The organism is Shinella zoogloeoides, assembly GCF_033705735.1.
Lineage (GTDB): Bacteria > Pseudomonadota > Alphaproteobacteria > Rhizobiales > Rhizobiaceae > Shinella > Shinella zoogloeoides_A.
This window is the reverse complement of record NZ_CP131131.1, coordinates 1,620,361-1,646,601: the sequence shown is the minus strand read 5'-3', so window position 1 is coordinate 1,646,601 and position 26,241 is coordinate 1,620,361. Positions and strand designations below refer to the sequence as shown.

The window sequence follows — 26,241 nt, the reverse complement described above, 5'->3', positions numbered from 1 at the left end:
GCCTTGGGAGTCTCTAGCCTCAGCTATAAAGGCTCGGCTCAGGCACGCGGCCGTTGAGCACGAAGTCGCCGACCTCGCGGGCCTTGTAGAATACCGGGTCGTGCAGCGTGTGGGTGCGCACGTTCCGCCAATAGCGGTCGAAGCGGTAATGCGAGGCCGTCGAGCGGGCGCCGGTCAGTTCGAAGACGCGGGCGGTGATGTCGAGCGCGACATGGGTGGCGTTGACCTTGGCCTCATAGGCCTCGATCGCCGCCTCGCCGCGTTCGCGCGCGGTGACGGCCCGGCCGTGCGCAAGCGCCGATTGAACGGCGGTTGCAGCGGCATCGGCAAGCGCCGCTGAGGCCTTCAGCGCGGCGCGGAATTCGCCGATCCGCTCGAGGATATACGGATCCTCGCTCGCCTTCTCGACGCTGGAGGTGATCCAGGGGCGCGTCGTCGTCCGCACATAGTCTGCGGCGGCTGCCAGCGCGCCCTCCGCCGTGCCGAGATAGAAATTGACGAAGACGAGCTGGATCAGCGGCGTGTTGAACGTCGCGAGCACCCGTGGCGCGGCATCCTTTGCGGCGAGCGGCAGGAGGAAGTCGCTCTCGTAGACCGGGAAGTCGTGGAAATCGACGCTGCCGCTGTCGGAGAGCCGCTGGCCGATATTGTCCCAGTCGTCATTGGCGATGTAGCCGGGCCGGTCGGTCGGCAGGACGAGGCTGGCGACCGCCTCGCCGAAGGCGGCGCTGGCATTGATGCGGTCGGAAACATGCGCGCCGGTGGAGAAGGTCTTGCGGCCATTGAGGAGGTAATGGTCGCCGCTGCGGGTCAGCGTCAGGCCCGGATCGCGCGGATTGACGGCGGCGCCCCAGTAGAGCCGTTTTTCGACGGTCTCGGCGCCGAGGGTCCAGGCCCTGTCCGGATCGTCGGCGGCCCAGTAGACATACTGGCTGTTGACGAAGTGATAGCCGAGCAACTGGCCGATCGAGCTTTCGCCGCGCGCCAGGATGCGCACCAGCCGTAGTCCGTCCACCCAGTCGAGCCCGCCGCCGCCGATCCCGGCCGGATGCAACGCCGTCAGCAGGCCTTCCGTCTTCAGCCGGTCGATCTCCTCCAGCGGCGGTTTGCCCTCGGCATCGAGCTGCGCGCCGCGGCGGGCGAGATCGGCGGAAATCTCCTCGGCTTTCGCGAAGAGGCGGACCCGGTCGGCTTGCGGATCGGGCTCCTTGACAAGGTGTAGGGCGGTCATGGCGGGTCTCCTGCTGTCGGTTTCCTTCCGGGCAGGGCGCCACGGCAAGGAGGGGTGAAGGCTGGCGGAAGGGCTTTCCGCCGCGCCCGCACATCTTCCCAGAGGGGTAGGACGGCCGCGAGAAAAGGCATTCCTGAAAGTATTCTATATAAAAGATAGAATTTCTGTATTTAAGGAATGTCCGCGCTATCCTCGCCTGCGAACGATGCCGTCCGGCATCCTCGCTATTCTGGAGAGACCCATGGCCCGTCCTATCCGCTTCAACGCCTTCGACATGAACTGCGTCGGCCACCAGTCGCCCGGCCTCTGGGCGCATCCGCGCGACAAGTCCTGGAAATACAAGGACCTCGACTATTGGCAGGATCTCGCGCGCACGCTGGAGCGCGGCGTTTTCGATGGCATCTTCATCGCCGACGTCATCGGTTATTACGATGTCTACAAGGGCTCCAACTATCACGCCATCCACCAGGCCGCGCAGCTCCCGGTGAACGATCCGCTGCAGCTCGCCGCCCCCATCGCGCTCGCCACCGAGCATCTCGGCATCGGCATCACGGCGTCCACCTCCTTCGAGCACCCCTATACCTTCGCCCGCCGGCTCGCGACGGCCGACCATCATTCCAAGGGCCGCGTCGGCTGGAACATCGTCACCTCCTATCTGGAGAGCGGGGCGAGGAATGTCGGGCAGGGCGGCCTGCGCCGGCACGACGATCGCTACGAGGTCGCTGCGGAATATGTCGAAGTGCTGTATAAGCTTCTGGAAGGTTCCTGGGAGGAGGGAGCGGTGGTCCGCGACGGCAAGAAGCGCATCTTCACCCATCCGGAAAAGGTTCACGAGATCGGCCACAAGGGCAGGTATTTCGAAGTGCCGGGCTATGGCCTGACGGAGCCCTCGCCGCAGCGCACGCCGGTTCTCTACCAGGCCGGTGCGTCCGGCCCCGGCAAGGCCTTCGCCGCCGCCCATGCGGAGTGCATCTTCGTCGCCGCGCCGACGAAATCGGTGCTGAAGGCCTATGTCTCCGACATCCGCCAGCGCATCGCCGCCGCCGGCCGCGATCCGAAGAAAGTCTATATCTACACGCTCGTCACCGTCATCACCGACGAAACGGAGGAGAAGGCGCACAAGAAATTCGAGGAATACAGGAGCTACGTCTCCTATGACGGCTCGCTCACCTTCATGTCCGGCTGGAGCGGCATCGACTTCGGGCAATATGCACCGGCGGACGTGGTGGAGAAGATCGAGACCAACGCCATCCATTCCTTCGTCGAGCACATTGCCGGTGGCGACAAGTCGTGGACCATCGAGGAGCTGGCGCAGTTCGGCGGCATCGGTGGCATGGGGCCGGTCTTCGTCGGCTCGCCGGAGCGCATCGCCGACATCCTGCAGGAATGGGTGGACGATACGGATGTCGACGGCTTCAACCTCGCCTATGCGGTGACGCCCGACAGCTTCGAGGACATCGTCGCCCATATCGTGCCGGAATTGCAGAGGCGCGGCGCCTATCCGACGGCCTACAGGCCGGGGACGCTTCGCGAAAAGCTCTTCGGCGAGGGGCCGTACCTGCCGAAGACCCACCCCGCCGACGGCTACCGTGACATCGAGGCGGTGAAGCGCCGCGAGGCCGAAGCGGTTCCCGCCCTCAAATCCGTCGGCGCCTGAGATGATCGTCGGCGCGATATCCGTCCCGGTCGTCGCGATCGTCGGCGGCGGCTTCACCGGCGCGGCCGTCGCCTATCATCTGGCCCGGCTGCTGCCCGAAGGCACGGCGCGGATCGTCGTCTACGAGCCGCGTGCCATGCTCGGCGGTGGTCTTGCCTATGACACGGACGAGCCGGTCCACCGCATCAACGTGCCGGCCGCGCGCATGACGCTTCTTCCCGACGACGATACGCATTTCGAGCGCTGGCTGCTCGAAACGGGCGCCCTCGCCGATGACGGCGAGGCGGTGACGAAGGACGGCCGCATCTTCGCGCGACGCTCGGCCTTCGGGCATTATGTCGATGCGACGCTCCGGCCGCTCGTCGCCGCGGGGCGGATCGAGCACCGCCGCAGCCGCGTTCGCGCCGTGACGGCCGCGGCCGGCGGATGGCGGGTCGCGGCGGCGGACGGTTCCGTCCTGAAAGCGGGCTGCGTTGTGGTGGCGGCAACCCATCCGATCCCGCAGGCGCCCGCCGCCCTCGACCGGGCGCTTGCCGGCCACCCGGCCTATATTCCCGATGCCACGGTGCCGGGCGCGCTTGCCGGCATTTCCCGCAAGGATCGCGTGCTCATCGTCGGCACGGGGCTGACCGCGGCCGACGTGATCGCCGTGCTCGATGCGGCGGGGCATGAAGGACCGATCACCGCCGTCTCGCGCCGGGGCCTGCGCTCGCGCGGACACACCCTCCTGCCGCAGGAGCCGTTCGGCGACTTCACGACCACTCCCGCCCGTTCGGCGCGCGAGCTTCTCCGCCGCGTCCGCCGCACGCTCGAACAGGCAGCGGGGGAGGGCATCACCTGGCATGCCGTCTTCGACAGGCTGCGCGGCGAGGGCGGCGCGATCTGGCGCGCGCTGCCCGCTGCCGAGCGCCGCCGCCTCGTCCGCTTCCTTCGACCTTACTGGGATGTGCATCGCTTCCGCATCGCGCCGCAGGTGGAGGCCGTCATCGACCGGCGTCTCGCGGCCGGCTCGCTGCATATCCATGCGGCTTCCCTCGCCGATGCCGCGCTTCGGGCGGACGGCACGATCGCGGTGACCTTCCGGCCGCGCCGGGGCGAACGGCCGTTCGTGGAGCATTACGATACCGTGGTAGTGACGACGGGGCCGGGCCATCGCGCGATCCTGTCGAGCCAGCCGTTTCTCGAAGCGCTGGCGGCAGCGGGTGCGCTGCAGCTCGATACGGTCGGCCTCGGCCTTGCGGTCGACGACGACAGCCGCGCCATCGGCACGAGCGGAGAGGCCGCCGAAACGCTTTTCATCGCCGGCCCGCTGGCGCGCGGGACCTTCGGCGAGCTGATGGGATTGCCGCAGGTGACGGAGCACGCCCTCCTCGTTGCGCAGAAGGTCGCGCACCGGATGGCGGGGGCGCGCACGTTGCGCTTTTAGAGCATTTCCGAACGCAAAACCGCTTCGCACTTTTGCTGGAAATGCTCCAGACGGACGACGGCGCGGGGCGGAACCTGCCGATGGCAGGTCCGCACCCCGCGCCGTACGCGCCGGAGCTTGCGTGGCGTTACCGGTTCTCGGCCGCGGTCTTCAGGAAGGCCTCGAACTGCTCCTGCGGCACGAAAGAGCCGCCGGTGGTCCAGACGATGTGGGTCGCCCGGTCAAGGTGGCCCTCGATCCGCTGCGCCTTGCAGAATGCCCGGCCCTGCGGATGCTTCACGACGAAGTCCGGCCCGGCGAAGCCTGCCGTCGCGGAGGGCTCGAGGCGGATGTCCTGCATTTCGTGGGCCAGTAGGAGCCAACGGAAGAGCGAGGCGTCATCGACCGTGAAGACGCCGGCAAGCATGTCGCGCATCACCGTCGCCACGAAGGCGGACATGCGGGCGACCGCCATGCCGTCGGCTTCCGTGACATTGGTGAGGCCGACGTCGTAGACGGAGACGAGGTCCTGCGCGCCGCTCATCATGTGGACGAGCGCGCAGGGCGACTGCACCGGCTCGACGAAGAAGCAATGCACGTTGTCGCCGAAGATACGCTTGGCGCCATAGGCAACGCCCCCCGGTGCGCCGCCGATGCCGCAGGGCAGGTAGAGGAAGAGCGGATGGTCCGCATCGACCGTTACGTCCGCATAGGCAAGTTGTGCGGCCAGTTCCGAGGCGGCGGCGCTGTAGCCGAGGAAGAGGCGGCGGGACTGCTCGTCGTCGACGAAATAGATGGTCGGGTCGCTCTCGGCGACGTCGCGGGCCTTTTCAACCGCCGTCGTATAATCCGCCTCGTGCTGGACGACCTCGACGCCGAGTTTCCTCAGGCGCTCGACCTTCCAGGCCTTGGCGTCGGAAGACATGTGGACCGTCGCCTTGAAGCCGAGTGCGCGTGCGGCGATGCCGACGCTGAGGCCGAGATTGCCGGTGCTGCCGACGGCGATGGTGTAGCGGGAGAAGAAGGCTTTCGCGTCCGGCCCGGCAAGCGTGCGGATGTCCTCCCCGTCCTTCAACAGCCCTTCACGCTTGGCCAGTTCCTCGGCATAGACGAAGACCTCGTAGACGCCGCCGCGGGCCTTGATGGATCCCGCGACCGGCAGGGCATTGTCGGCCTTCACGAAGACCCGGCCGAACTCCGGGCCGCCATAGCCGAGACCATCCCGCAGCGCCTTCAGCTCGATCAGCTCGGAACGGATCGCGCCGGAGGCCGCCGCAAGTTCGGGAAAGCAGGTCTCGAGTAGCGGCGCGAGCCGCTTCCAGTTCGCCGCCGCCGCATCCACGTCGGAGGGATCGAGCGGCAGCGAGGCGTCGGCGATCGCGTCGTCGCGGTAGAGGGGATTGGTCCAGAGCGTCGGGCGGGCGGCAAGCACGTCCGCGCGGGCGGGATCGTTCGGCAGTTCAATCGTCATGTCGGCTTCCTGTCTGAAGCGGTCGCTTCGGCAACAAAGAGGGCGTGTCCGGTTTCTCGCACCTTGCGCCGTCACGCAAGGGCGATGACGGCCTCGATCTCGACCTTCGCGCCTTTCGGAAGGGCGCTCACTTCATAGCAGGCGCGCGCCGGATAGGGTTTCGAGAAGAAGCCGGCATAGACGGCGTTGATGTCGGCGAACTTGCCGAGGTCGGTCAGGAGCACGGTGGTCTTGACGGTATTGGCAAGGCTGGTGCCGGCGGCGGCCGCGATTGCGGCGAGGTTCTTCAGGCACTGCCCGGCCTGTTCGACCGCATCGTCGGAATTGAACTCGCCCGTCGCCGGGACGATCGGCAGCTGGCCGGAGACGAAGAGCAGGTCGCCGACCTTGATCGCCTGCGAGAAGGGGCCGACGGCGCCCGGGGCGTCGGTGGTATGGATTTCCTGGATCATGGCATGGTCTCCAAATGTCGGGGGGCGGGCCTCAGCCCATGCGCTCGGAGGCGTAGGAGCCGGGCGAGGGCGGGAAGACGATGGTCCTGTTGCCGTTCATGAAGACGCGGCCGTGGATATGGGCGTGGATGGCTCGGGCGAGCACCTGGCTCTCCACGTCGCGGCCGAGGCTGACATAGTCGTCGGCGCTCTGGGCATGCGTCACGCGCACGGTGTCCTGCTCGATGATCGGGCCTTCGTCGAGGTCGGCGGTGACATAGTGCGATGTCGCGCCGATCAGCTTCACGCCGCGCTCGAAGGCCTGCTTGTAGGGGTTTGCACCCTTGAAGGAGGGCAGGAATGAGTGATGGATGTTGATGATCCGGCCCGACATCTTCCTGCACATCTCGTCGGAGAGCACCTGCATGTAGCGGGCGAGCACGATCAGCTCGGCGCCCGTCTCCTCGACGATGCGCATCTGCTCGGCCTCGGCCTCCGGCTTGTTTTCCTTCGTCACCTTGATGTGGTGGAAGGGGATATCGTGGTTCACGACGACCTTCTGGTAATCGAAATGGTTGGAGATGACGCCGACGATGTCGATGGGCAGCGCCCCGATGCGCCAGCGGTAGAGCAGATCGTTGAGGCAATGGCCGAAGCGCGACACCATGAGGATGACCTTGCGCTTGGTCGTCTCGTCGAAGAATTCGGCGTCGGCCTCATAGGTCGCGGCTATCTCGGCAAAGCCTTCGCGCAACTCCTCCAGCGTGCGGCCTTCCTCGGACTGGAAGCTGACGCGCATGAAATAGCGGCCCGTGCTCTTGTCGTCGAACTGGGCGCTGTCGGAAATGTTGCAGCCGTTGGCGGAGAGGTAGGTCGCGATGGCGGCGGTCACGCCCCGGATGGAGGGGCAGGCGACGCGCAGGGCATAGCGGTTGGAAAGAGCGGACATTGGCGATCCTTTCGGGTCGATCAGTCGATGGTGACGGAATGCTGGCGGCGGAAGGCCGTGAGCGTATTGGAGAGGAGGCACGCGATGGTCATCGGGCCGACGCCGCCCGGAACCGGCGTGATCGCGCCGGCATGGCGGGCTTCCTCGAAGGCGACATCGCCGACGATGCGCGACTTGCCGTCGATCTCCACGCGGTTGATGCCGACGTCGATGACCACGGCCCCCGGCTTGATCCAGTCGCCGCGCACGAGGCCCGGACGGCCGACGGCAACGACGAGGATATCGGCGGCGCGGCAGAGTTCCGGCGTGTTCTTCGTGCGCGAATGGGCGATGGTCACCGTGCAGTTTTCCGAAAGCAGGAGCTGCGCCATCGGCTTGCCGACGATGTTGGACTTGCCGATCACCACGGCATGGAGGCCGGAGAGGTTGCCGCCGAGACGGTCCTTCAGCAGCATCAGGCAGCCGAGCGGCGTGCAGGGCACCAGCGCCGGCTGGCCGGTGGAAAGCCGGCCGGCATTGGAAATGTGGAAGCCGTCGACATCCTTGTCGGGATTGATGCCCTGGATGACGGCATTCGCATCGAGATGGGCGGGCAGCGGAAGCTGCACGAGGATGCCGTGCACGGCGGGATCGACGTTCAGCCGGCCGATCAGCGCCATCAGCTCGTCCTGCGTCGTATCGGCCGCAAGCTCGTGCTTGAAGGAATTCATGCCGGCGGCGACCGTCTGGCGGTGCTTCGAGCCGACATAGACGGCGCTGGCGGGATCGGAGCCGACGAGGACCACGGCAAGGCCGGGGACGGCGCCGGTCGTTTCCTTCAGCTTGGCGACCTTCGCCGCCACGTCTTCCAAGAGGCCGGCCGCGAAGGCCTTGCCGTCGATGATCGCACCGGCGGCAATTCTATCCATTCCCATGACGTTCCCTTTCGCATCTTCCAAGGCCCGGTCATGGGCCGGCAAGAGCGCCGCGCTTGCGGCGCGGCACTCCATTGCGGTTGTGAGAACCCGCGTTTAGTGAGCGTAGACCGGGAAGGCGGCGGTGAGTTCCGCGACCTTGGCCTTGGCACCCGGAACGACGTCATCGGCCTTGCCGGCGGCTTCCGCCTCGATGAGGTCGGCGATGATGTTGCCGAGCGTGCGGAACTCGTCTTCCTTCATGCCGCGGGTGGTGGCCGCCGAAACGCCAAGGCGCATGCCGACCCATTCCGGCGGACGCGGGCTGTCGTTCGGGATCGGGTTCTTGTTGGCGGTGATGTTGGCGCGGGCGAGAAGGCCTTCCGCCTGCTTGCCGATCAGGCCCTTGCTCGACAGGTCGACCAGCACGATGTGGGTATCCGTGCCGCCGGAGACGATGCGCACGCCGCGGGCGATCAGGGTTTCGGCGAGCGCGCGGGCGTTTGCCTTGACCTGTGCGGCGTAGACCTTGAAGTCGTCGCGCAGCGCTTCGCCGAGGCAGACGGCCTTGGCGGCGAGCACGTTGCTGTGCAGCGAACCCTGGACGCCCGGGAAGACGGCGGCCTGCAGCTTCTTGAACCAGGCTTCGTTGTTGGTGAGGATCAGGCCGCCGCGCGGGCCGCGCAGCGTCTTGGTGGTCGTGCAGGTGACGATGTCAGCATGCGGGAAGGGCGAGGGATGCTGGCCGCCCGCCACGAGGCCGGCGATATGCGCCATGTCGACGAGGAACCAGGCGCCGACCTTCTTGGCGATCTTGCCCATGCGCTCGAAATCGAGCTCGCGCGGATAGGCCGAGCCGCCGGTGATGAGCAGCGTCGGGCGGACTTCCTCGGCGATGCGCTCCAGCTCGTCATAGTCGATGACTTCGGTTTCCGGATTCACATTGTAATTGTGCGATTCGAACCAGCGGCCCGAAAGGTTGCCCTTCATGCCGTGCGAAAGGTGGCCGCCGGCGGCGAGGTCGAGCGAGAGAACCTTGTCGCCCGGCTTCAGCAGCAGGAAGAAGACGGCGAGGTTCGCCTGCGTGCCCGAATGGGGCTGCACGTTGGCATAGGCGCAGCCGAAGAGCTCCTTGGCGCGGTCGATGGCCGCCTGCTCGACGACGTCGACGAACTGGCCGCCGCCGTGGAAGCGGTTGCCCGGATAGCCTTCCAGCGTCTTGTTGGTCATCTCGTGGCCGAGGGCGTCGAGCACGGCGCGGCTGACGATGTTCTCGGACGCGATGAGCTCGATCTGGTCCTGCTGGCGCTTGCGTTCGTTGTCGAGCGCCTGTGCGACGAGCGGGTCGCGCTCGTGGATGGGCGTGTTGAAATAGGCTTTCGTCTGTTCGGTCATGACCTGTCTCCGCGGAAGGGTATGAGGGCTTGGAGAAAGGCTAGCGATGGCTTCGATCCAGAAAAAGTTAATAATATTTGCACATGCGTTCTGATCTGCTAATCATTCCGGTAACGATTGGAGGAGGAGAGAATGGACCTTGCCCGCCTGCGCGCGCTGCGCGAACTGTCGATCCGCAAGACCATGGCGGCCGTGGCCGAGGCGCTCTACGTCTCGCCATCCGCCGTCTCGCAGCAGATCGCGCTTCTGGAACAGGAGGTGGGGATCGACCTCATCGAGCGGCGCGGCCGTGGCGTCGAACTGACGCCGGCCGGCAAGCAGCTCGTCGAGCGGGCGGAGCGCATCCTCATCGAACTCGAATCGGCCCGCGCCGACATCGCCGAACTGAAGAAGGTGATTGCCGGCGAGCTGCGGGTGGCCGCCTTTCCCTCCGTCGCCGCGGCGGTGGTGGCGGGCGCCATCCATGAGCTGCACCGCCTCCATCCGCATCTGACGGTGCAGTTCGACGAGATGGAGCCGGCCGAAAGCCTCGCGGCGCTTCGAAGCTGGCAGACGGATATCGCCATCATCGACGACCTCAATGTCCCCGCCGGCGCGCTCGATCCCAATATCGAGACGATCCCGCTGATGGAGGACGTCTTCAACGTCATGGTCTCGCAGACCCATCCGCTCGCCGAGCAGCCGACGGTGATGCTGCACCAGCTTCGCGACGAGCGCTGGGCGCTCGATACGGCCTCCTCCGCCTATAATCGCATGATCACCGACGCCTGCCAGGATGCCGGTTTCACGCCCAACATCATCGCCCGCTGCAAGGGCTTCGAGGTGACGATCGCGCTGATCCGGGAGGGCTACGGCATCTCGATCCTGCCGGGCCTTCGCGCGAGCTACGATCTCGAGGACGTCTGGGTGTGCAAGGTGGAGCCGGAGATCCGCCGCAAGATCTCGCTTGCCTTCCGCAAGGGGGAAAAGCGCAGCCCCGCCGTGCAGGCCTTCATCGCCGAGGTGAATGCCCGGATCGATTCCCGCCGCCGCCTGCCGACCGGCAAGGGCGAGCCGAAGATCGGCCTTGGCGCAACGCCCGTGGAGGCCGCCGGCGGCTGAATTCGATCAATTTTGCTAAAGAGTACGTAAAGCAGAATTAAGTAGACCTGAATAAACCCTGTTCATATCGTTCATTTGTCGATTGATATGGGTTCGTAATCTGGATACCAGACGGCGGACTTAGGCCAATGGCGGGAACAATCGCTGCAGAACGGCAAGAGCCGCTGTTGCCTATCGCCCAAATCAGATCTCGGCAAGAGAACAGGGCTGCGCACCGGGGTGCGAGCCGTCGCGATATTCACAGGGGAATGCAATGAAACTGATGAAGCTCCTCACGGCCGGCGTGTTTGCCGGTCTTGCCTTTACCGCAGGTCAGGCGTCGGCCTCCGTCCTCGATACCGTCAAGCAGCGCGGCACGCTGAACTGCGGCACCGACAACACGGCGCCCGGTTTCGGCTACCTGAACACCACGACCGGCCAGCTGGAAGGCCTCGACGTGGACTTCTGCCGCGCCGTCGCGGCAGCCGTTCTCGGCGACGCCTCGAAGGTCAAGTTCGTCACCGTCACGGACAAGAGCCGCTTCGACGCGGTGCTGACCAACCAGGTCGACGTCGTCTTCGCCCACACCACCATCAAGCCGGCGCGCGAATCCTCGATCGCCATCGACTTCCTGCCGATCAACTTCTACGATGGCACGGGCATCATGGTGAAGACGGATTCCGGCGTTAAGGAATTCGCCGATCTCGACGGCGCCACCTTCTGCACGACGCAGGGCTCCGTGACCGAGACGGTCCTCACCAGCGCCTTCAAGGCGCGCGGCTGGGAAGGCTCCAAGGTTCTCACCTACGAAAACCTCGAAAAGCTGTTCGCCGCCCTCAATTCCGGCCGCTGCAACGCGATGAGCACGGACAAGTCCGCACTCGCCGCCTGGGCCGGCAACTCGCCGAAGCCGGCCGATTACCTGATCCTGCCCGACACGCTCGACAAGTCGCCCTTCGGCGGTTTCGTCGCGGCGAACGATTCCAAGTGGCGCAACGCGCTGCGCTGGGTCACCTACGGCCTGTTCCAGGCTGAGGAGTCCGAGATCACCCAGGCCAATCTCGAAGAGAAGCTGAAGAGCGAAGATCCCTTCGTCCAGAAGTTCCTCGGCGTCGGCGGCGGTTACGGCAAGGACTTCGGCCTGTCCGACGACTTCGTCATGCAGGCGATCAAGGCCGTCGGCAATTACGGCGAGATCTACGACCGCAACCTCGGCCCGAACACCAAGATGTTCCTCGACCGCAAGGGCACGCCGAACGCCCAGTGGTCGCAGGGCGGCTCGATCTACTCGCCCCTCTGGAACTGATCCTTTCATGACCGGACCGGGGCGGCATTCCGCCCCGGTCCCTCCTTCGGCTCTGGTATCTCGATATGACTGTGCACCAAGCGAACGCGGCCGGAGCTCCGGCCGACGACGATCTTCTGGCCCGCCGCCGGCGCAACCGGATCCGGTATGACGCCATCCAGTTCGCCGTCATCGCGGCTGCTGTCGTCCTGGTGGTTCTCTTCGGCTATGCCGTGAAGGAAGGGCTTGCCCGCCACGGCATCAAGTTCAGCTTCTCGTTCCTGTGGGACGCCGCCGGCTTCGACATCAGCGAAGGCAAGACCTTCGTCTTCGACGGCAGCTTCTGGCCGGGCCTGACGGACTTCACGTCGGATCGCCTGATCGCGCAGGCCTTCATTACGGGCATCTTCAATACGATCAAGGTGGGGATCCTCGCCATCATCCTCAGCACCGTGCTCGGCACGCTGCTCGGCGTCGGCCGGCTCTCGACCAACTGGGTGGTGCGCAACCTCTCCTTCTGGTGCGTGGAGTTCGTGCGCAACACGCCGCTGCTGATCCAGCTTGTCTTCTGGTATTTCGCCGTCGTCCTGCATTTCCCGCCGATTGCCGCGGCCGCCAAGTTCTACGGCGTCGTCATCAGCCAGCAGGGCCTCTATTTTCCCGCGCCCGCGTGGCAGGGCGGCTCCTCGCCGCTCGCCCTCGGCGCAGCCGTCCTCTTCTGGGCGGCCGTGCTCGGCCTGATCTTCATCCGGCAGAAGAAGGCGCGCTGGATGTGCGCCGGCGCGGCCGTCGTTCTTGCCGGCGTCATGTTCGCGACAGGCGTGCTGGGCCTCGACGTCCCGGTCACCTCGAAGTTCCAGGCGCGCGGCGGCACCAGCATGAGCCCGGAAATGGCCGCCCTGCTGCTCGCCATCGTCTTCAACAGCGCCTCCTACATCGCGGAGATCGTGCGCGGCGCCATTGACGCTCTGCCGAAAGGCCAGTGGGAGGCCGCCGCCTCGCTCAGCCTTACCCGCCGCGATACGGTCAACGATATCATCCTGCCGCAGGTCTTCCGCGTCGTGCTGCCGTCCTTCGGCAACCAGTATATCAGCCTGACGAAGAACACGGCGCTCGGTATCGCCATCGGCTATCCCGAACTCTTCAACATCTACGGCACCATCGCCAACCAGACCGGCCACAGCCTCGAAGGCATCGTGATCGTCATGGTGTCCTACCTGATCCTGAGCTGGGCCATCAGCGCCGCCGTCGACTTTGCCGACCGCCGCATGAGCAAACGCGGAGCCTCGCGATGATCGCAAAATCCCTCAAATGGTCGCGGCACAACCTGTTCGGCAAGCCGTTCGACGCCCTCCTGTCCCTGACGGTCATTCCCGGCGTCCTCTGGCTCCTCTGGCAGATCGCCAGCTGGGCGCTGACGGTGGCGCGGTGGGATATCATTCCGCAGAGCCTGCGCGTCCTGATGATCGGCATCTTCCCAGCCGATCAGATCTGGCGCACCTGGGTGGCGGTGATGATCATCGCCGTCCTTCTGGGCGCGGCGCTCGGTTGCGTCTTCGCCTTCCGCATGCGCCATGCCGGTGGTCTCGTCGCCGTCGTCGCGGCGTCGCTCGTCCTCACCGGGACGGAGAATCCCGCCAATGTCGCGCTGGTCGCCGCGACCGTCGCGCTCTTTGCCCTCGGCTGGGCGGCGAGCTCCCGCCTTCCGGCCGTCCGCAGGGTCCTGGTGCCGGCCAGCTTCGTCGGCCTGATCGCGATCTTCGCCGTCATGGCGCCGCCCGGCGCCGGCCTCTGGGGCGGCCTGCTGCTCAGCATCCTTCTGACGCTCGTCACCTCGATCGTCACGCTGCCGCTCGGCATCCTGCTCGCCTTCGGCCGCCGCAGCCGCTTTTCCAGCGTCCGCTGGATCTCGACGGCCTATATCGAGGTCATGCGCTCCGTGCCGCTCATCATGGTCGTCTACTGGATCTGGATCCTGATGCCCGTGCTGACGCCGCAGCTCAACCTCGCCGACGTGGTGCGCGGCATGATCGGCTTCACGCTGTTCTATTCCGCCTATGTCGCCGAGTATGTGCGCAGCGGCCTGCAGGCGGTGCCGCGTGGCCAGACGGAAGCTGCCCGTTCGCTCGGCATGAGCGAGTTCGACATCAACCGCTCGATCGTCCTGCCGCAGGCCCTTCGCGTGGTGGTGCCGCCGCTCGTCGGCAACGTGCTCGACATCTTCAACACCGCCCCGCTGGTCTTCATCATCGGCCTTACCGATTTCCTGCGCGCCGGCCAGATGATCCTCGCCAATCCGCAATACGGCGACCGCACCTATGAAGTCTATTCGTTCCTGTTCCTGACCTATTTCCTCGTCGGATCCCTGATCACCTTCGTCGCCCGGAAGCTCGAAAAGCATCTTGCACGAGGCACCCGATGAGCGAAACGAACAATGCCGGAGGCCGCTCCATGAGCACCATCGTCGAAATGAAGAACCTCAACAAGTTCTACGGTAGCCACCACGTCCTCAAGGGCATCGACCTTGCCGTCACGCGCGGTGAGGTGGTGGTGGTGATCGGCGCCAGCGGCTCGGGCAAGTCCACGCTGATCCGCTGCGTCAACGGCCTCGAAATGTACCAGAACGGCAGCCTCATCGTCGACGGCTACCATGTGCCGGTCGAGGAAGACCGTCTGCTCGGCGGCGAGCGCGAGCTTGCGGCCATCCGCAAGGGCGTCGGCATGGTGTTCCAGCAGTTCAACCTCTTCCCGCACAAGACGGTGGTGGAGAACATCACCATCGCGCCGATGCGCGTGCATAAGAAGTCGAAGGCCGAGGCCGAGGCGACCGCCCTCAAGCTGCTCGACCGCGTCGGCCTCAAGGCCCATGCGCACAAATATCCCGGCCAGCTCTCCGGCGGCCAGCAGCAGCGCGTGGCGATTGCCCGCTCGCTGGCGATGGAGCCGCATCTCATGCTGTTCGACGAGCCGACCTCGGCGCTCGACCCGGAAATGATCGGCGAAGTGCTCGACGTCATGCGCGAGCTTGCCGCCGACGGCATGACGATGATGATCGTGACGCACGAAATGGGCTTCGCCCGTGAAGTCGCCGACCGCATCGTCTATATCGACCAGGGCTCGATCCTGGAGGTCGGCAAGCCGGACGAGTTCTTCGACAACCCGCAGAACGAGCGCGCGCGCTCCTTCCTCGCCCGCGTGCTCAAGCACTGAAAGGGGCGTTCAGTCCGACCTGTTGCGCCGATCCCGGGAAGCCCCGGGGTCGGCGTCGTCGTTTGGGGGAATGATCAGCCGATGGCCGGGTTGCGGCCGAAGGAAAGAAGCTCGCGTGTATAGGCCTCGGCGGGCGCGCGGATCACGTCCTCGGTCCGGCCGAACTCGACGACGTCGCCGCGCCGCATGACGAGGAGCGTATCGGAGATATGCGCGACGACCTTCAGGTTGTGCGTGACGAAGAGCATGGAAAGGCCACGGCTTTCCTTGAGGTCCGAGAGCAGGTTGAGGATCTGCGCCTGCACGGAGACGTCGAGCGCCGAGGTCGGCTCGTCGAGGATGAGGAGCCCGGGCTCCAGCGCCAGCGCGCGGGCGATGGCGACGCGTTGCGCCTGCCCGCCCGAAAGCTCGCGGGCACGCCTTGCGAGGAAGTCGGCCGGAAGGCCGCAGTCGGAGAGGAGGCTTGCGATCTTCTCGCGCATGGCCGCGCCCTGCCGCTGGCCGGCCGCCAGCATGGGTTCGGCGAGGATTTCCTCGATGGTGAGCCGCGGGCTCAGCGACAGGAAGGGGTTCTGCGAGACGACGCCGATCTTCTGGCGCGCCTTTCGAAGCGCGTCGCCCTTCAGCGCCAGCCAGTCCTGCCCGTCGAGCCGGATCGCGCCGCTTTCGACCGGCAGAAGCCGCAGGATGGCGCGAAGCAGGCTCGTCTTGCCCGAGCCGCTTTCCCCGACGATGCCGAGCGTCTCGCCCCTTTCGAGGCGAAAGTTCGCGCCGTTGACGGCGGGCTTCGGCCGCGCGGCGAAGAGACCGGCGCGGTAGCGGATGACGAGCGTGTCGACGTCGAGCATCGGGGCCGGGGTCATGTCGCGTCCTCCGGCAGGTGGCACAGCCAGCGATGGGCATCGCGGCGGCGCTCGGGCGGCGGCTCGGCGCCGCAGACGGGCATGGCCTGCGGACAGCGCGGCGCGAAGGCGCAGCCGGTGATGGCCGAGCGCGGCGGCGGGATCGAGCCCTCGATGGCGGCAAGGCGCGCGCCGTGCGGCCCCGCGTCGGGAAGGGCGGCGAGAAGCGCGCGGGTATAGGGATGGCCGGGGCTTTGCAGCACGGCGGCGACCGGCCCGGTCTCGACGGAGCGGCCGGCATAGAGCACGGTCGCCCGGTCGCAGGCCTCTGTGATCACGTCCATGTCGTGGGTGATCATCAGCACGGTGAGGCCCCGCTCGGCGACGAGCTTGCGCAGGAGCGCCAGCACCTGCGCGCCGACGGAGACGTCGAGCGCCGTCGTCGGCTCGTCGGCGATCAGGAAGTCTGCGCCGGTGGCGAGCGCCTGTGCGATGACGACGCGCTGCTGCATGCCGCCCGAGAGCTGGTGCGGATAGCTCTTCAGCACTCTTTCCGGGTTGGGAAGGCCGGTCGCGGCCAGAAGCGATAGGGCTTCCGCGCGGCGGGCCTGCCGGGACATGTCGCGATGGGCGCGGATCACGTCGTCGAGCTGGCGGGCGATGGAGAGCACGGGATTGAGCGCGGCGGCGGGGTCCTGCGAGATGAGGCCGATGCGCCGGCCGCGCAGGCGCGCCGCATTTTCGCGAAGGTCCTCGCCATCGAAATGGAAGCGCTCGGCGGTAATGCGCGCGCCCTTCGGCACGAGGCCGAGCGCCGCCATGCCGGTCATGGTCTTGCCGCAGCCGGATTCGCCGATCACGCCATGGATTTCGCCGCGCTCGATCTCAAGGCTGACGGAACGCACGGCATGGACGTCGCCATCCGGCGTCGGGATGCTGACGGAAAGGTCGCGGACATCAAGCAGAGGCACGGGCGGCACCTCCCTTGCGCTCGCGCAGGGCATCGCCGAGCACGCTGAAGGCGAGCGCCACGATGAAGATCGTCATGCCGGGCATGGCCGAATACCACCAGCGCGCCGGGAAGAATTTGCGGCCGGCATCGACCATCTGGCCCCAGTCGGCGGTCGGCGGCAGGACGCCGAGGCCGAGGAAGGAGAGGGCGGCGGCCGTCAGCAGCGCCGGGCCGACGTCGAGCGCGGCCTGGACGGTCAGCGGCCGGCCCGTCGCGGGCAGGATGTGCCTTATGATGATGCGCGGATGCGAGACGCCGGCAAGGCGCGCGGCCTCGACATAGGGCTGCCCGCGCAGCACCAGCACTTCCGCGCGGGCAAGGCGGGCATACCAGGGCCACCAGGTCACGGCGACGGCGATGATGCTGTTGAGGAAGCCCGGCCCGAGCGCAGCCGCCATCAGGACGGCGAGCAGCAGGGCGGGGAAGGCGAGGAAGACATCCGTGCCGCGCATCAGCGCCTCGTCGATCCAGCCGCCGAAATAGCCGGCGGCCAGCCCGACCGGCAGGCCGATGAGCAGCGAGAAGGCGACGATCAGCACGCCGTTGGTCAGCGAGACGCGGGTGCCGTAGATGATGCGGCTGAGGATGTCGCGGCCGAGATGGTCGGTGCCGAGCCAGTACTCCGCCGAGGGCGGCCGCAGCTTGGCGATGACGTTCGGCGCGCCGGCGCCCTGCGCCGGATAGGGCGCGATCCACGGTGCGAGGATCGCGGCGGCGACGAAGAGGACGACGATTGCGAGGGCGATGGTGCCCGGCCAGCCGAGGCGTTGAACGAAACGTGTCATGAGAGCGCCACCCGCGGGTCGACCAGGGCCTGGGCGATGTCGATAAGGAGGTTCATCACGACATAGCAGATCGTCACCACCATGGTGACGGCGGCGATGACCGGGAAGTCCTTGGCGAGGATCGCCTCGGAGACATAGCGGCCGAGGCCCGGCCAGGCGAAGATGATCTCGACCAGCACCGCCCCGGTCAGCGCATAGGCGAAGGAGAGGCCGATCACGGTCAGGGCCGGCCCCATGGCGTTCGGCAGCGCGTGGCCGAACAGGATGCGCGGCTCGGAAAGGCCGAGCGCGCGGGCGGCGACGACGTGGCGACGCTCCAGGATCTCGATCATCGCCGAGCGCGTCAGCCGCATGGCGACACCGGCGGGATAGGAGGCGAGCGTCAGGGCCGGCAGGATCAGATGCGCCAGCGCATTGCCGAAGACGTCGGCGCGGCCGGCGATGATCGCATCGATGAGGTTGAAGCCGGTCACCATCTGCAACGGCGCGGCAATGGCGATCTCGCGGGACAGGCGTCCGGAGAGCGGCAGGATGCCGAGCCATTGCGCGAAGACGAGCTGCAGCAGCATCGCCAGGAAGAACGTCGGCATGGCGACGGCCGCAATCGAGCCGAGGCTGCCGAGCCGATCCGGCCACCGGCCCTGCCGCGCGGCGGCGGCGACCCCGAGCGGAATGCCGATCAGCAGCGCAAGGCCGGTGGAGAAGACCGCAAGCTCCAGCGTCGCCGGAAGATAGGCCCGGAGGTCCTCCGCGATCAGCCGGCGCGACTTGTAGGAAACGCCGAAATCGCCGGAGGCCATGGCCGTGGCGAAGGTCGCGAAACGGGCGGGAAGCGGCGCGTCGAGATTGAGTTCCTGACGCGCCTTCTCGATCTGCTCGGCCGTCGGGCGCGGGCCGGCATAGAGCGCGGCCGGGTCCGAAGGAACCACCTGCGCCACGATGAAGACCAGAAAGGTCACCCCCACCACCACGAAGGCGGAGAGGATCATGCGACGCAGGATGTAGCGGAGAAGTTCCATCGGACCGCCGTAAGCCTTACCGGCTCAGTTTGTTGACGAAGTTGACGTGCCCGTAGGCCGGGTTGTCGACATAACCCTTCACGTCCGCGCGGATGACGTGGATGTTGGGCTGGTCCAGCATGAACACGGCCGCAGCTTCCTCGATGATCTTGCGCTGCGCCTCGATGAACAGGGCTTCCGCGCGGGCGCGGTCGGTGCCGGAGAGCTTTGCCGCCTCGTCGATCTTCGCATCCACATCGGCATTTGAGTAGTAGCCGAGGTTGAAGTTGGGCTTCTCCTCGCTGTGGAACAGATTGAAGAGGAAGTCGTAGGGCGTGACGAAGGTCGGCCACCAGAACATGACGAAGATGTCCTGCGCGGCTTCCGGGTTCGACTTGCCGAGCTGCCACTGGGCCTCCCAGGCCATCGGCTGCAGCGTCAGCGTGATGCCGAGGGTTTCGAGATTGGCCTTCCAGAGTTCACCGGCGACGGCTTCGAGCGCCTGCGAGGTGGAATAGGTCATGGTAAGTTCGAGGCCTGGCTCGATGCCTTCCTCGGCCAGCAGCGCCTTGGCGGCTTCGAGGTCGGTCTTCGGAACCGGCGCGTCCGCGTCGTGGCCCCAGATGCCGGCCGGAACGACGCCCTTGGCGCGCGTGGCGAAGCCGCTGGTCCCTGCGGCGATGATATCGTCATAGGGGAAGGCGAGCGACAGGGCCTGGCGCACCTTCAGCTTGTCGAGCGGCGCGCGCTTGACGTTGTAGAGGCCGAACAGCGTCTCGAAGGACGGGTTGACGACGACGTTGAGGTCCGGGTTGGACTTCAGCGCTTCGAGGTTTTCGTAGGGCAGGCTGTAGGTCCAGTCGGCCTGGCCGCTCTCGATCATGTTCTGGGCGAGCGTCGCATCCTCGACGATCTCGAAGGAGACCGTCTGGAAGGCGCCTTCGGGCACTTCGCCCCAATAGCCTTCCGCGCGCTCGAGCACCGCGCGCTGGCCGGGTTCGTAGCGCGAGATCTGGAACGGGCCGGTGCCGGCGTCGTTGCCGGCGTTGAACCAGGCATTGTCCTTGTCGAAGGACGAGGGCGCATAGATCCAGGCGGCAAAGCCGGCCGAGGCGATGAGGTCGAGCGGCTGCGGCTCGGAGAGCTTGAAGACGACCTTCAGGGGCTCCGGCGTTTCGATTGACGTCACCGGTCCCCAGATGAAGGAGGCACCGCCCGCGATCTTCTTCGTGCGTTCGATGGAGCCCTTGACGGCCTCGGAGGTGAGCGGGCTGCCGTCGTGGAACGTCACGCCGTCGCGCAGGGTGAAGGTCCAGGTCTTGCCGTCTTCGCTGACCTCCCAGCCGGTGGCGAGCAACGGCTCGATCTTCGCAGCGGTCGTGTCGGTCGCAGGAATGTAGCGGGCAAGGCTCTCATAAACATTGGCGAGCACCGCGCCGTCGTTGGAGAACGAGGTCGCAGGGTCGAGGTCGGGGAAGCTCGTCGGGCAGGCGAGGGTGAAAATGCTGCCCGTGCCCTGCGCCATCGCGAGGTTCCAGCGGGTGCCGGCGGCGGCAAGGGCGGCAAGAGCGGTCGTCTTCAGGAAATTACGGCGATTCATGTCGGTCTCCCGGGAGGTTGGTGGGCGGACGGTCAGGCGTCTTCTTCATATTGCGGAACGGCGGGCGCATCGGCGGATATGCCGACGGGCACGAAGTCGAAATCATAGCCGAAGGCCCGCGGGCCAACGGATTCCAGCGCGATCTCGCTGCGCAGCAGCACCGGCGCGGGCATGGAGAGCACGTCGATGCGCAGGCCGTAGCGCAGCTCTTCCGTGCCGATGGCGCGGCCGGTCTCCGAATCCACGATGCAGATCAGATCCGGCACCATTGTGATGATCGTCTCGCCCTCGCGGGCGATGAGATATTCGTTCTGGATCTCGATGGCGATCGAGCGTCCCGCATCCTCGTCGAGCCCGGCGACGGTCAGCGTGCCGCGGTTGAAGCCGGCGCTGACGCGGCGGGCGATGTCGGTGACCTTGCCGCGCATCAGGCGCATGCCGCCGGATTGCCTGAGGATCGCCTCGACCGGATCCTCCTTGGCGGCGCGGGCGTTCAGCACCGCATTGCCGAGGCTCCAGGCCTGGCTCGTCGTGTGCGGCACGCCGAAGCGGCGCACGAAGTCGCCGGACATCGGCGCTGTCGTCATCAGCGCCGTGCAGCCCATGGCGATGGTGCTGGCGCGCAAAAGCTTTTCCAGCATCTTCGGCGTGGTCGCCTCGGTGACGATCAGCACGTTGCCGTCGGCATCGGCGAGCGCCGCCGGCTGCACCGGCTGGCCGTGGATGAAGAAGGTCGTCATCTGCACTTCGGGGAAGGCGCGGCCCATGCCGTCGGCGTCCACCACCGGCAGGTCGACCATGGCCGCCGTCAGCATCGGCGCGATGCCGTTGCCGCCGCCCACCTCGTCGCCGAGCAGCGCATCGACCTTGCGGCCCATATGCCGTTCGAGTGCATGCATCAGGCGCACGCCCTCGCCGCCCTCGGCGATCTTCTCGATGCCGACGGTCGGCGCGCCGATGCCGCCGATCCCGATGATCTGCGCGTCCGGCGCCATGTCGGCCGGGCGCACCATGCGGATGCGCTTGCCCTCGCGCAGCAGCGCCTTGGCGCGCAGAGAGCCGTGATAGGTGCTGCCGCCGCCGCCGGTGCCGAGAATGCCGCAGCCGACCGCGATCCGGTCGATATCCGCCTCGGTGAGCGTCCAGTACTTCATGCCCTGAGTTCTCCAATGACTTTCGCCGCGATGCGCACGGCATTGCCGGGCAGGTAGGCCAGCGGCGTCTCCTCGATTTCGGCCAGCGTCACCGTCTCGGCCGCAGCGCCCGCCTCGACCGCGCGGGCGCGCGCCTCGGCCACCACGCTTTCGAGCGCCTTCTCGCGCGTCGTGCCTTCCAGCGAGACCACGCTGTCGACCTCACCGGAGACCTGCGCGATGGCCGCGCCGATGGCATTGGCCGAGCCGAAGTGATCCGGCTTCAGCGAGACGGAGGTGCCCTCCAGCAGCCCGTCGACGAGCACCGAACCGCCGCCGACGAGGATGGCCGGGATCGGCTCCGCGCTCGGCTTCATGCGGTCGAGCACCGTCTCGATGCTCGCCTTCATCTGCGCCAGCATCCGGCGGGCGAAATCGGGCGTGATCTGCGAAAGGTGGTCGCGGTCGCCGAGATCGACGAGGCCGGCGGCCACCGCGATGTCGGTCGCCGTCAGCGTGTCGCCGCCGAACGAGAGCGCCTTTTCCGGCAGACGGAAGCCGACCGAATCCGGGCCGACCGTAGGCGCGTCGCCGGGCCGCACGATGCTGCCGCCGCCGAGGCCGAAGGAATAGACGTCGGGCACGCGGAAATTGGTCGGCACGCCGCCGATCATCGCGCCCTCGCTGCGGGTGCGCGGGAAGCCGGCGACCAGCATGCCGATATCGGTGGTGGTGCCGCCGATGTCGATCACCGCGGCGTCGGAAAGCCCGGTGAGGAAGGCCGCACCCCGCATGGAATTGGTCGGGCCGGAGGCGATGGTGAAGACCGGATAACGCTCGGCGAAGTCCGCCGTCATCAGCGTGCCGTCATTCTGGGTGAGGTAGAGCGGGCAGTTAAGGCCGAGCGCGGAAAACGCCGAGCGGAAGGCGCCGACCGTCTCGCGGCCGAGCGTGTGGAGGCTGGCATTGAGGATGGTGGCGCTCTCGCGCGGCAGGAGGCCCGTGCGGCCGACGCGGTGCGACAGGCTGATCGCCGCCTCCGGCATTTCCTCGGCGACGATCTCGGCAGCCTCGTTTTCCATGCGCGGATCGACCAGCGCGAAGACGGAGCAGATGGCGACGGCGCCGATGCCGCGGGCGCGCCAGTCGCGGCAGGCCTCACGGATCGCCGGACCGTCGAGCGGGGCGATCTCCGAGCCGTCATAGTTGACGCCGCCGCCGACCAGCGCCGCGCCGCCGTCGACGACGGGGCGGAGCGTGTCCGGCCAGTCGATCATCGGCGGCAGGGACCGGGTGGAGGCGCCGCAAAGGCGCAGCACGCCGACCTTTTCCAGATGCCGGCCTTCGACGACGGCATTGAGGAAATGCGTGGTGCCGATCATGACGGCATCGACCGAGCCGGCGGCGACGCCCGCCTCGGCGAGCACCGTGCGGATGGCCGCGCTGACGCCCGAGGTCACGTCTGCCGTGGTCGAGGACTTCACCGTCGCCAGAACCTCGGTGCCGCGCAGCAGCGCTGCATCCGTGTTGGTTCCGCCCACATCCACCCCAATGCGCAGCATGGGTTATCCTTTCTTCTTGCCGCCGAGGTCCGAGCCGCGGCTGATCGCGGTCGTCCTCGTGCCGAATACCTTGTAGAGCCGCAGGACCACCGAGCTCGTCACGCGCTTGACGCCGGGCAGCTTGCCCAGCTCCTGGTCGATGAATTCGAGAAGCGCCGCATGGTCGGCGACGAAGAGCGAGGCGCTGAGATTGGCCGTGCCGCTGGTCGCCGCGAGGTAGCCGATCTCGTCATATTCGGCGAGCTGGATGGCGACCTCTTCCTGCCGACCCGCCTCGACCTCGATGAGCAATTCCACCTGAACATCGCGCCCAAGGGCGACAGGATCGGGAATGGCGCCGATGACGATCATCTTCGCCTGCAGCAGGGTGGCAATGCGGTTGCGGATCGTGCGCTCGGAGACGCTGCCGATCCGGCCGGCGATTTCCGCCGCCGAAAGACGGCCGTCCTCGGAGAGATAGCGGATGATCTCACGGTCCAGATCGTCGATGATGTAGCGCTGGCTCATTTCCGGTTCCATTTCGGCCTGAATGGGAGGAGTAAATTTCCGAAACGGAATTATGTCAAGAATATTTCAGCCGTCACCGGGAAACATTGCCGAAAATATCCCGCTTCGGAAGATTGGGTTGGAAAAATTGCCGAACCGGCAATGCCGGTATCTTCCGGCGTTGGCGAATTTGAGGAGTTGCCTCGCCTGCCGGCGCTGACCAATATCCGGCCGGAAGAATCGAGGGAGACGCGCATGGGCATGATCGACGGCGGGCGGATCGAGGCGGAGCTGGACGGGCTTGCGGCGCGCTTTTCCGGTCCGGGCGGCGTTGTCGGGGTGGTGAGCGAGGGGCGCGTGATCGCCCGGCGGGCCTTCGGCTTTGCCGATCTCGACACGCATCGGGCGATGACCGCGGCAACGCGGCTGCCGATCTGCTCGGTCTCCAAGCAGTTCACCTGCGCGGCGATGCTTGCCGCCTGCGGCGCGCCGGAGGCGCTCGACGAACGGCTCGCCGCGCGCCTGCCGAATTTCGAGGGCCCCCTGCCGACGGTGCGCGACCTCTGCAACAACCAGTCTGGTCTGCGCGACTACTGGGCGCTGACCGTGCTGCATGGCGCGAAGGCCGAGCAGGAATTCTCGCGCGGGGATGCGGCGAAGGTCTTTGCCCGCACGCGCACCGGGCATTTCGCGCCGGGCACGCGCTATTCCTATAGCAACGGCAATTTCCGGCTCGTCGCCGAACTCGTCGAGGAGGCTTCCGGCGAGACGCTGGAGGCGCTTTATGCGCGCCACATCTGGCAGCCGGCCGGCATGGCGGGCGCGGTGCTGACGGCCGATACGCGCCGGCCGGAAGACGGTGTCGTCGGCTATGAGGGCAATGACGCGACGGGCTACATGCCGGCGGAAAACAGCATCTACTGGCGGGGCGATGCCGGCATTTCCGCCTCGCTCGACGACATGCTGGCCTATGAATGCTGGATCGACGCGACGCGCGAGGACCCGGAAAGCCTCTACCGGCGCATCGCCGTGCCGCAGACCTTCCGCGACGGTGCCCCGGCGGCCTATGGTTTCGGCCTGCAGCATGCGCGCGTCGGCGATTTCGCCTTCACTGGCCACAGTGGCGCCCTGCGCGGCTTCCGCGCCTACCGCATCGCCTCGACCGAGGCGCGGCTTTCGGTTGTCGTCATGTTCAACCATCACGGCGATGCCTATGGTGCGGCCCACCGGATCCTGCGCGCGGCGCTCGGCCTGCCGCATCCCGTCGCCCAGCCCCTCAAGGAGCGCTGGACGGGCCGGTGGCTCAGCCGCGAGACCGGGCTGCTGGCGCGGCTGGAATCGGGATACGACGCGGCCACCCTGCGTTTCGCCACATCGCCGGAAACGCTTTGGGAGGTGCCGGAGGGCGGCCTTGCCTCCGCCTCCGTCACGATCAGTCGGGAGGGCGAGGATATCCTGATGCGGCGCCCCTCGGAAAACCTTGCCGAGCGGCTGATGCCGGTAGCCGCCGCGCCGCCGGTCGGTTCGACGGAGATCGCCGGACGCTACCATTCCGCGGAGCTGGATGCCGGCATCGTCATCGAATGCCGGGATGGCGGCACCTATCTCTGGGCCGAGGGTTTCCTCGGGACAGGCCGTCCGGAGATCGTCCTGCCGGCCGGGCCGGACCTCTGGATCGTCGCGACGCGGCGCTCGATGGACGCGCCGGCGCCCGGCGACTGGACCCTGCAAGCCCATCGCGACGAGGCCGGACGCATTGCCGGCCTGACGCTCGGTTGCTGGCTGGCGCGCGGCATCGGCTATGAAAAATGCAGCTAAGCTTCTGAAAGATAATAGCCTAGGCAGAATTTGCATAAGGTCCTGCCCAAATTGAATTGGTCAGCCGATGCCGGTCGTTCCTATGGTCCGCGCGAAAGCGGGGCAGTCCCGCGCAGCCGGAGCCAAGAGGAAGAGATGGGCAGGATCGTCTATATCCACGGTCAATTCGTGCCGGAGGAGGAGGCCCGCATCGGGCTTTTCGACCGCGGCTTCCTGTTCGGCGATGCCATCTACGAGGTGACGGCCGTCATCAACGGCCGGATGATCGACAACGACCTTCATCTTGCCCGTCTCGAACGCTCGGTGGGGGAACTCGCCATTCCGCTGCCGCTGCCGATGGAGGAGATCGCCGCAGTGCAGATGGAGCTGATGGCCCGCAACGGCCTGCGGGACGGCACGATCTACCTGCATGTCTCGCGCGGCGAGGCGGACCGCGACTTCTTCTATTCGGACGGGCTCGCGCCGCGGCTCGTCGGCTTCACGCAGGCAAAGGTGCTGACCGGCACCAAAGGCCAGCGGGAGGGCATTTCCGTCGATCTGGCAGAGGATCCGCGCTGGCAGCGGCGGGATATCAAGACCGCCATGCTGCTCGGCCAGGTCATGGCCAAGCAGGCAGCGCGCGCCCGTGGCTTCGACGACGTATGGCTGGTGGAGGGCGGACTGGTGACGGAGGGCGCATCTGCGACGGCCCATGTCATCACCGCCGACGGGCGCATCCTCACCCGCGCCGCCTCGCAGGCGACGCTGCCCGGCTGCACGCAGCGCGCCCTTGCCCGGCTCTGCGCCGCCGAGGGGCTCACCATCGAGGAGCGCGCCTTTTCGCCGGAAGAGGCGCAGGGCGCCGCCGAGGCGTTCCAGACCTCCGCCTCCAGCCTCGTCATGCCCGTCGTGCGCATCGGCGAGTGCACGGTCGGCGATGGCAGGCCCGGCCCGATGACGCGAAAACTCCAGGCCCTCTATCTGGAAGCGGCCGGCGTTCCGGTTTAGGAACGGAAAGA

The 26,241-nt window shown here is 66.8% G+C and carries 23 protein-coding genes; 9 read left to right on the top strand and 14 right to left on the bottom strand.

Features of this window, described 5'->3' with window-relative positions; all coding sequences use genetic code 11:
- Positions 1–19 precede the first annotated feature (19 nt).
- On the bottom strand, positions 20–1,231 hold the full coding sequence (locus ShzoTeo12_RS25315) for an acyl-CoA dehydrogenase family protein (protein ID WP_318912982.1): 1,212 nt from the start codon (positions 1,229–1,231) through the stop codon (positions 20–22).
- 241 nt (positions 1,232–1,472) lie between these two features.
- Between ShzoTeo12_RS25315 and ShzoTeo12_RS25310 the strand changes: the two genes are divergently transcribed.
- Complete coding sequence (locus ShzoTeo12_RS25310; RefSeq protein ID WP_318912981.1) at positions 1,473–2,888, top strand: LLM class flavin-dependent oxidoreductase; 1,416 nt, start codon at positions 1,473–1,475, stop codon at positions 2,886–2,888.
- A 1-nt stretch (position 2,889) separates the two neighbouring features.
- The gene (locus ShzoTeo12_RS25305) at positions 2,890–4,314 is read left to right on the top strand and encodes an FAD/NAD(P)-binding protein (protein ID WP_318912980.1); all 1,425 of its coding nucleotides are present in this window, start codon (positions 2,890–2,892) and stop codon (positions 4,312–4,314) included.
- Positions 4,315–4,441: 127 nt separating this feature from the next.
- Here ShzoTeo12_RS25305 and ShzoTeo12_RS25300 read toward each other — a convergent pair whose 3' ends face one another.
- From ShzoTeo12_RS25300 to glyA, 5 genes are all read right to left on the bottom strand, one after another.
- Positions 4,442–5,764, bottom strand: coding sequence for a D-serine ammonia-lyase (locus tag ShzoTeo12_RS25300; RefSeq protein WP_318912979.1), 1,323 nt, complete (start codon positions 5,762–5,764; stop codon positions 4,442–4,444).
- A gap of 71 nt (positions 5,765–5,835) precedes the next feature.
- Positions 5,836–6,216, bottom strand: coding sequence for a RidA family protein (locus ShzoTeo12_RS25295; RefSeq protein ID WP_318912978.1), 381 nt, complete (start codon positions 6,214–6,216; stop codon positions 5,836–5,838).
- A 31-nt stretch (positions 6,217–6,247) separates the two neighbouring features.
- Complete coding sequence (gene purU / locus ShzoTeo12_RS25290) at positions 6,248–7,144, bottom strand: formyltetrahydrofolate deformylase (protein ID WP_119255205.1); 897 nt, start codon at positions 7,142–7,144, stop codon at positions 6,248–6,250.
- A gap of 20 nt (positions 7,145–7,164) precedes the next feature.
- A complete protein-coding gene (folD, locus tag ShzoTeo12_RS25285; protein WP_318912977.1) occupies positions 7,165–8,058 on the bottom strand; it encodes a bifunctional methylenetetrahydrofolate dehydrogenase/methenyltetrahydrofolate cyclohydrolase FolD in 894 nt (297 codons plus the stop codon).
- Between the two features lie 96 nt (positions 8,059–8,154).
- Positions 8,155–9,432, bottom strand: coding sequence for a serine hydroxymethyltransferase (glyA, locus tag ShzoTeo12_RS25280; RefSeq protein WP_318912976.1), 1,278 nt, complete (start codon positions 9,430–9,432; stop codon positions 8,155–8,157).
- 132 nt (positions 9,433–9,564) lie between these two features.
- Between glyA and ShzoTeo12_RS25275 the strand changes: the two genes are divergently transcribed.
- The 5 genes from ShzoTeo12_RS25275 to ShzoTeo12_RS25255 all read left to right on the top strand — a co-directional run bounded on the left by ShzoTeo12_RS25275 (position 9,565) and on the right by ShzoTeo12_RS25255 (position 15,007).
- Positions 9,565–10,533, top strand: a complete 969-nt coding sequence (locus tag ShzoTeo12_RS25275; RefSeq protein ID WP_119255202.1) for a LysR family transcriptional regulator — start codon at positions 9,565–9,567, stop codon at positions 10,531–10,533.
- 253 nt (positions 10,534–10,786) lie between these two features.
- Positions 10,787–11,818 (top strand): transporter substrate-binding domain-containing protein, encoded by a 1,032-nt coding sequence (locus tag ShzoTeo12_RS25270; protein ID WP_119255201.1) that lies wholly within the window; start codon positions 10,787–10,789, stop codon positions 11,816–11,818.
- Positions 11,819–11,883: 65 nt separating this feature from the next.
- The gene (locus ShzoTeo12_RS25265; protein WP_318912975.1) at positions 11,884–13,092 is read left to right on the top strand and encodes an ABC transporter permease subunit; all 1,209 of its coding nucleotides are present in this window, start codon (positions 11,884–11,886) and stop codon (positions 13,090–13,092) included.
- Positions 13,089–14,219, top strand: a complete 1,131-nt coding sequence (locus tag ShzoTeo12_RS25260; RefSeq protein WP_119255199.1) for an amino acid ABC transporter permease — start codon at positions 13,089–13,091, stop codon at positions 14,217–14,219. The genes ShzoTeo12_RS25265 and ShzoTeo12_RS25260 overlap by 4 nt, the downstream gene beginning before the upstream one ends.
- A 29-nt stretch (positions 14,220–14,248) precedes the next feature.
- The gene (locus tag ShzoTeo12_RS25255) at positions 14,249–15,007 is read left to right on the top strand and encodes an amino acid ABC transporter ATP-binding protein (RefSeq protein ID WP_318912974.1); all 759 of its coding nucleotides are present in this window, start codon (positions 14,249–14,251) and stop codon (positions 15,005–15,007) included.
- Positions 15,008–15,081: 74 nt separating this feature from the next.
- Here ShzoTeo12_RS25255 and ShzoTeo12_RS25250 read toward each other — a convergent pair whose 3' ends face one another.
- The 8 genes from ShzoTeo12_RS25250 to ShzoTeo12_RS25215 are packed head-to-tail and all read right to left on the bottom strand — an operon-like array spanning position 15,082 to position 23,446.
- Positions 15,082–15,870 carry a dipeptide/oligopeptide/nickel ABC transporter ATP-binding protein gene (locus ShzoTeo12_RS25250; protein ID WP_318912973.1) on the bottom strand — a complete coding sequence of 263 codons (789 nt, stop codon included), beginning with the start codon at positions 15,868–15,870 and terminating at the stop codon, positions 15,082–15,084.
- A complete protein-coding gene (locus ShzoTeo12_RS25245) occupies positions 15,867–16,820 on the bottom strand; it encodes an ABC transporter ATP-binding protein (RefSeq protein WP_318912972.1) in 954 nt (317 codons plus the stop codon). Before ShzoTeo12_RS25245 ends, ShzoTeo12_RS25250 begins: the two co-directional genes overlap by 4 nt.
- Positions 16,807–17,646, bottom strand: a complete 840-nt coding sequence (locus ShzoTeo12_RS25240) for an ABC transporter permease (RefSeq protein ID WP_318912971.1) — start codon at positions 17,644–17,646, stop codon at positions 16,807–16,809. Before ShzoTeo12_RS25240 ends, ShzoTeo12_RS25245 begins: the two co-directional genes overlap by 14 nt.
- Positions 17,643–18,665, bottom strand: coding sequence for an ABC transporter permease (locus ShzoTeo12_RS25235; RefSeq protein ID WP_318912970.1), 1,023 nt, complete (start codon positions 18,663–18,665; stop codon positions 17,643–17,645). Before ShzoTeo12_RS25235 ends, ShzoTeo12_RS25240 begins: the two co-directional genes overlap by 4 nt.
- Positions 18,666–18,681: 16 nt before the next feature.
- Positions 18,682–20,244, bottom strand: coding sequence for an ABC transporter substrate-binding protein (locus ShzoTeo12_RS25230; RefSeq protein ID WP_318912969.1), 1,563 nt, complete (start codon positions 20,242–20,244; stop codon positions 18,682–18,684).
- A gap of 32 nt (positions 20,245–20,276) precedes the next feature.
- The gene (locus tag ShzoTeo12_RS25225) at positions 20,277–21,398 is read right to left on the bottom strand and encodes a DUF917 domain-containing protein (protein ID WP_318912968.1); all 1,122 of its coding nucleotides are present in this window, start codon (positions 21,396–21,398) and stop codon (positions 20,277–20,279) included.
- Positions 21,395–22,939, bottom strand: a complete 1,545-nt coding sequence (locus tag ShzoTeo12_RS25220) for a hydantoinase/oxoprolinase family protein (RefSeq protein ID WP_318912967.1) — start codon at positions 22,937–22,939, stop codon at positions 21,395–21,397. Before ShzoTeo12_RS25220 ends, ShzoTeo12_RS25225 begins: the two co-directional genes overlap by 4 nt.
- A 3-nt stretch (positions 22,940–22,942) precedes the next feature.
- Positions 22,943–23,446, bottom strand: a complete 504-nt coding sequence (locus ShzoTeo12_RS25215) for an Lrp/AsnC family transcriptional regulator (RefSeq protein ID WP_318912966.1) — start codon at positions 23,444–23,446, stop codon at positions 22,943–22,945.
- Between the two features lie 234 nt (positions 23,447–23,680).
- Between ShzoTeo12_RS25215 and ShzoTeo12_RS25210 the strand changes: the two genes are divergently transcribed.
- Together ShzoTeo12_RS25210 and ShzoTeo12_RS25205 are read left to right on the top strand one after the other, a co-directional pair.
- Entirely contained in the window at positions 23,681–25,243 is a 1,563-nt protein-coding gene (locus tag ShzoTeo12_RS25210) for a D-aminopeptidase (protein WP_413251172.1), read from the top strand.
- Between the two features lie 135 nt (positions 25,244–25,378).
- Entirely contained in the window at positions 25,379–26,230 is an 852-nt protein-coding gene (locus ShzoTeo12_RS25205) for a D-amino-acid transaminase (RefSeq protein WP_318912965.1), read from the top strand.
- Positions 26,231–26,241: the final 11 nt, after the last annotated feature.